This is a genomic window from Methanobrevibacter filiformis, assembly GCF_001639265.1.
Lineage (GTDB): Archaea > Methanobacteriota > Methanobacteria > Methanobacteriales > Methanobacteriaceae > Methanacia > Methanacia filiformis.
The window spans coordinates 1-6239 of record NZ_LWMT01000049.1 but is presented as its reverse complement, the minus strand read 5'-3'; the positions used below and the strand labels follow the sequence as shown (position 1 = coordinate 6239).

Sequence of the window (6239 nt, the reverse complement as noted above, 5' to 3'; positions counted from 1 at the left end):
AATAGATATTCAATGAAAAACATAGACAACAAATAAAAAAAACTACAAAAAATAATTTACAATCTAACCACAACTAAGAAAATTCACTGTCATCCATCAACTGAAAAATTAATTATTGCACAGCCAATTTATTGTTAAAAAATATTTTTTGAAGTTTGATATTATTATACTGAGATATGGAGATATATATGATTTAGAAGAAAAAATAATAATTTCAGTAATATATAAGTTATGTTGAATTAACCTATCATCATATTATATTTTATTATAATTGATGAAATAATTATCAATGGTATTTATCATTTCCTTTGTCTTTTTCTATTACATTCATTCTATTGATTGAGTAATTTTTTATCTAAATGACCTCAAAATCTTTAAAAGTTATTTTAAACTAGTAATATACAACTTTTTATAAAAATAGCTATTTTTAAATGATTATAATTAATAAATAAATCATATTCATTATTTAAAATTAAATTAAAATAAAATAAAATATTTAAAAAATAATAATATTAATTTTTAAAAATAACTATTTTCATGAATTTCTATTAATATTTAATAATTAACTAATATTAATTAAAATAGATTTTAATTAAAGATTAATATTTGTTTTTATAATATAACTGATTTTTTTATTTCAATATTTAAAATCAAAGATTTTTAAATTTTAAAATAAATATTCAAAAAGGGAAATATGTTTAACTAAATTTATCAATATTCACAATTTTAGTTGTTGATTTAAGTATTTCAGGACCTCTAAGTACAAGTAAATATTCGGTTCCGTTTTTATCAAAGCCCATTCCTTCAAATTCACGTTTAGTATCTAAAATTACATAGTTCATGTCATCTGCAGTTAGAGTATTACTTCTTAACTTGTCAACAGGCATATTATAGAAAACACTATCGCTACCTAAGTATAAACGATTTGAACGAGGATTTATTGCGATAAATTGACCATGTGTCCCTGGACGCTGTTGAATAATAGCTAAAATATCCATGTTAAGCGTAGTCTTAATTTTAGATTTATTTAAATTTCCTGAATTATTTGAAGCATTTGAGTTGTTATATTCCCTTATTAGTTTACCTGAAAAAATTTCATCTGGTTTTGAATTTATTGTTCCTACCTTTTTATCAAAATAGAAATTTCCCTCATTATCAAAATCTAAGTTTTGAATTCTATTAAGTAAAGTATTATTAAATCTAACTGAAAATCTGTATATAGATTCAGGTTTCAGTTTTGTCATGTTAATTTCCATTAAATTTAGTTTATATGAAGTAATATTAGTATTTTGCCACATCCATAAAGAATTAGTCTTAGGATTATATGATAATGATTGACCATGTCCTGTTTCAAATATAGGTCCTACTTTAATAGCTTTTTTAAGTTCTTTCTCTTTTTTAGTTAATTTATTTCCATTAGCTATTTTAAAACCTAATTTTCTTAGATCATCTAAATTTTTACCTTTGTTTACTTTATATTTATTTAATGTTTCCATATTATATCTAACAATTCTTCCTTTATTTGGAGGATAAGAAACTAAAATATATATGTATTCATCTTTAAGAAGAAGAGATTGGCAATTACTCCATTTTTCACGATTATTCCAATATATTGGAAGAAAATATTCTGTTATGAACGTATAATTAATATTTCCCTCCTTATTAACCATTTTATTTTTTTTCACTTCAAAACCATGTGATTCAGCATATAATGGAGAATAATCATAAGGTAATTTATTCAAAACAAAATCAGGAGCATTAGTGTTATTAATAACATTTACATCATCACTAGTTATATTAATGATACCTAAATCTGTAGTTTTAATACTATAAACTACTGAAGATAATGTTAATATAGCAAAAATAAGTATAGAAATTGTAAGGAATATCTTAAATTTATTTTTCGTAAAAAACATCCCCAATCATTGATAATAATAAAAATAAAAATGTGTGCAATGATATCAAAATTAAAATATTTGATTCATTGATACCAATACTAAACCATCTACTTAGTCTTGAAATAATTCAAAATATAGTTGAAATTCCTAGTCACTTTAAAAATAGAATTCCTAAAGATCGATTATAGGATATAGGTGAAACTAAAAATATTAAAAACATAGAGAACATTTAAAACATCCTAATGAGGTTAATATTAATAGCTGTTGCAGTATCATCTAAACAACTACATTAAAGTAGATAGCACTTTCAAAATATCAAAATAATAAATTAATATTTAATTTTCGATACTAAGCACACTAATTATAATATTAATTTTCATCACGTATAAAGTTTTCTAATTAGTAAATTATACATTTAAAAAATGATTTATTTCTAAGCATATTAAACGTTTGTTTTGTTCAGAATGAGACAATGAGGTTTAGTAAAATAATTATACATTAAATTCATTATTATCACTCTTTAAAAAAAATATTCTTAAATTTTTAATTGAAATTAAAGTTAAACATATGAAATATCACCAAATAAATTTAAAATAAAGAATATTATAAAAACTATTTAAAGATAAAAGACTACAACAAACTTAAAGATAAAAATAAAAAATATAATTCATTATTACATAATTAAGAAATATATTCAGTGTATTTTTCTAATGTAGACCAATATATAAACTTTAAACAAAAAATAGTTCTATAGAACAAACTTTTTAAAAAAAGTTCAATCAAAAGCTATTCTAAAAAATAAAAATAGACATTTTAAGCGTGATAAATGCTTTTAATAATATGAAACAAACTTTTAAAAAAAGTTTGATCAAAAGCTATTTCCAAAAATAAACTATTTTAGGTATAAGGAATGCTTTTACAAATATTAAAAATCATTTTCTAGTAATAAAATATATAAAATTATTATTATTAATTCATACTAAAATGTTTAAAAAAAATAAAAAAAATAAAAATTGTATTGATTAAAATTATAAAGAAGAATAATTAATTAATCTTTTCTTCTTATAACAGTTATTCCTCCTAAAACTAATGTTATAACTAGTAATATTATTGGAATACCTGTTGTTTTCATAGACGCGTGGGAAGATATAGGCTGAGGTTTAGATTGAGGCTCTGGCTGAGGTATAGGCTGAGGATCTGGTTGAGGATTAGGCTGAGGTATAGGCTGAGGCTTAGGCTGAGGATCTGGTTGAGGTATAGGCTGAGGCTTAGGTTGAGGCTCTAGTTCCTCTTCTGGTTCAGGTTCTTGTGTCTTATTAACAGTTACTTCTGCATCATCACTATCATTTCCAGTGTTAGGCTCATCAGTAATAACCTTAGCTAAATTAAGGATATTTCCAGTACCAGTAACAAGTGTAGTGATTTTCAATGTTAAAATTTCACCAGCAGCTAAATTACCAATAGTCCAGAGACCAGTAGTAGCATTGTATTCTCCACGAGTAGCATTTGCACTTATAAATTGTAGTTTAGTATAATCTAAATTATCAATTACATATACGCCTGTAGCATTGTTTAATCCATTATTAGATACTGTGATTGTGTATAATACAGTATCACCTACATTAGCAGTAGTAACATTCACTATTTTTACTATATTTACGTTTACAGTATCATTTACATTAACAGTCACATTATCAGTAGGAGTACCATTATTAGGCTCATCAGTAGTCACATTAGCAATATTAAGAATATTCCCTGTACCAGTAACAAGAACTGTTATGTTCAAAGTTGTAGTTTTACCAGCAGCTAAATTACCTATCACCCACTTTCCAGTACTCGGATCATAAGAACCAATACCTGCATTTGAACTCACATATTGCAATTTAGAATAATCTAAACCATCAACAACATAAACACCAGAAGCATTAGTCAAACCATTATTAACCACAGTAATAGTGTAAACAACAGTATCACCAACACTCGCAACACTAACATTCGCAACCTTAACAATACTCACATTAACAGTATCATTAACAACAACAGTCACATTATCAGTAGGAGTACCATTATTAGGCTCATCAGTAGTAACATTCACAACATTCAAAATACTACCATTACCAACAACAAGAACAATAACATTCAAACTCACAGACTCATGAGCACTCAAATCACCAATATTCCAAACACCAGTACCACTATTATATGATCCTTTACTTGTACTAGCACTAACAAACTGCACTTTACTATTATTAGTTAAATTCTCAATAACAAAAACACCAGAAGCATTAGTCAAACCATTATTAGTCACAGTAATAGTGTACAAAACATTATCACCAACACTCACAACAGTAACATTCGCAACCTTAACAATACTCACATTAACAGTATCATTAACAGTAACAGTATCATTATCATCAGGATCACCAGTATTAGGCTCATCAGTAGTAACATTCACAACATTCAAAATACTACCATTACCAACAACAAGAACAGTGATATTTAAACTTACAGATTCACCAGTGCTCAAATCACCAATATTCCAAATTCCAGTAACATTATTGTATGATCCTTTACTTGCATTAGCACTAACAAATTGCACTTTATTGTTATTTGTTAAATTTTCAATAACGAAAACACCAGTAGCATTAGTCAAACCATTATTAGCCACAGTGATTGTGTATAAAACATTATCACCAACACTCACAACAGTAACATTCGCAACCTTAACAATACTCACATTAACAGTATCGTTTACAGTGACAGTTTCATTATCATCAGGATCACCAGTATTATTTTCTTTAGTTGTTACATTCGCAATGTTTGTGATATTTCCTGTGCCAGTAACAAGAACAGTTAGGTTTAAGGTTACAGATTCACCAGTGTTCAAATCACCAATATTCCAAATCCCAGAAACATTATTGTATATTCCTTTACTTGCATTAGCACTAACAAATTGCACTTTACTGTTATTAGTTAAATTTTCAATAACAAAAACACCAGTAGCATTAGTCAAACCATTATTAGTCACAGTAATAGTGTACAAAACATTATCACCAACACTCACAACAGTAACATTCGCAACCTTAACAATACTCACATTAACAGTATCATTAACAACAACAGTCTCATTATCCTCAGGATCACCAGTATTAGGCTCATCAGTAGTAACATTCACAACATTCAAAATACTACCATTACCAACGACTAAAACAGTGATATTCAAACTTACAGATTCACCAGTGCCCAAATCACCAATATTCCAAACACCAGAAACATTATTATATGATCCTTTACTTGCATTAGCACTAACAAACTGCACTTTACTATTATTAGTTAAATTCTCAATAACAAAAACACCAGAAGCATTAGTCAAACCATTATTAGTCACAGTAATAGTGTACAAAACAGTACCACCAACACTCACAACAGTAACATTCGCAACCTTAACAATACTCACATTAACAGTATCATTAACAACAACAGTCTCATTATCATCAGGATCACCAGTATTAGGCTCATCAGTAGTAACATTCACAATGTTTGTGATATTTCCTGTGCCAGTAACAAGAACAGTTAGGTTTAAGGTTACAGATTCACCAGTACTCAAATCACCAATATTCCAAATCCCAGAAACATTATTGTATATTCCTTTACTTGCATTAGCACTAACAAACTGCACTTTACTGTTATTTGTTAAATTTTCAATGACAAAAACACCAGTAGCATTAGTCAAACCATTATTAGTCACAGTAATAGTGTATAAAACATTATCACCAACACTCGCAACAGTAACATTCGCAACCTTAACAATACTCACATTAACAGTGTTATTTACAGTGACAGTTTCATTATCCTCAGGATCACCAGTATTAGGTTCATTAGTGGTTACGTTCGCAACATTCAAAATACTACCATTACCAACGACTAAAACAGTGATATTTAAACTTACAGATTCACCAGTGCCCAAATCACCAATATTCCAAATCCCAGAAACATTATTATATGATCCTTTACTTGCATTAGCACTAACAAACTGCACTTTACTATTATTAGTTAAATTCTCAATAACAAAAACACCAGTAGCATTAGTCAAACCATTATTAGTCACAGTAATAGTGTATAAAACATTATCACCAACACTCACAACAGTAACATTCGCAACCTTAACAATACTCACATTAACAGTATCATTAACAATAACAGTCTCATTATCATCAGGATCACCAGTATTAGGCTCATCAGTAGTAACATTCACAATGTTTGTGATATTTCCTGTGCCAATAACAAGAACAGTTAGGTTTAAGGTTACAGATTCACCAGTACTCAAATCACCAATATTCC

The 6239-nt window shown here is 27.4% G+C and carries 2 protein-coding genes; both read right to left on the bottom strand.

Going from position 1 to position 6239, the window contains the following annotated elements; translation table 11 throughout:
• Positions 1 to 698 precede the first annotated feature (698 nt).
• Positions 699 to 1916 carry a hypothetical protein gene (locus tag MBFIL_RS01970; RefSeq protein ID WP_066970987.1) on the bottom strand — a complete coding sequence of 406 codons (1218 nt, stop codon included), beginning with the start codon at positions 1914 to 1916 and terminating at the stop codon, positions 699 to 701.
• A 1030-nt stretch (positions 1917 to 2946) separates the two neighbouring features.
• Positions 2947 to 6239: beta strand repeat-containing protein (locus tag MBFIL_RS01965; RefSeq protein WP_066970985.1), on the bottom strand; the 3293-nt coding region annotated here is incomplete at its 5' end.

What these genes read in the sequence shown, in the direction of transcription:
- MBFIL_RS01970 (WP_066970987.1), bottom strand. Translation starts at nt 1,916, where the DNA reads ATGTTTTTTACGAAAAATAAATTTAAGATATTCCTTACAATTTCTATA.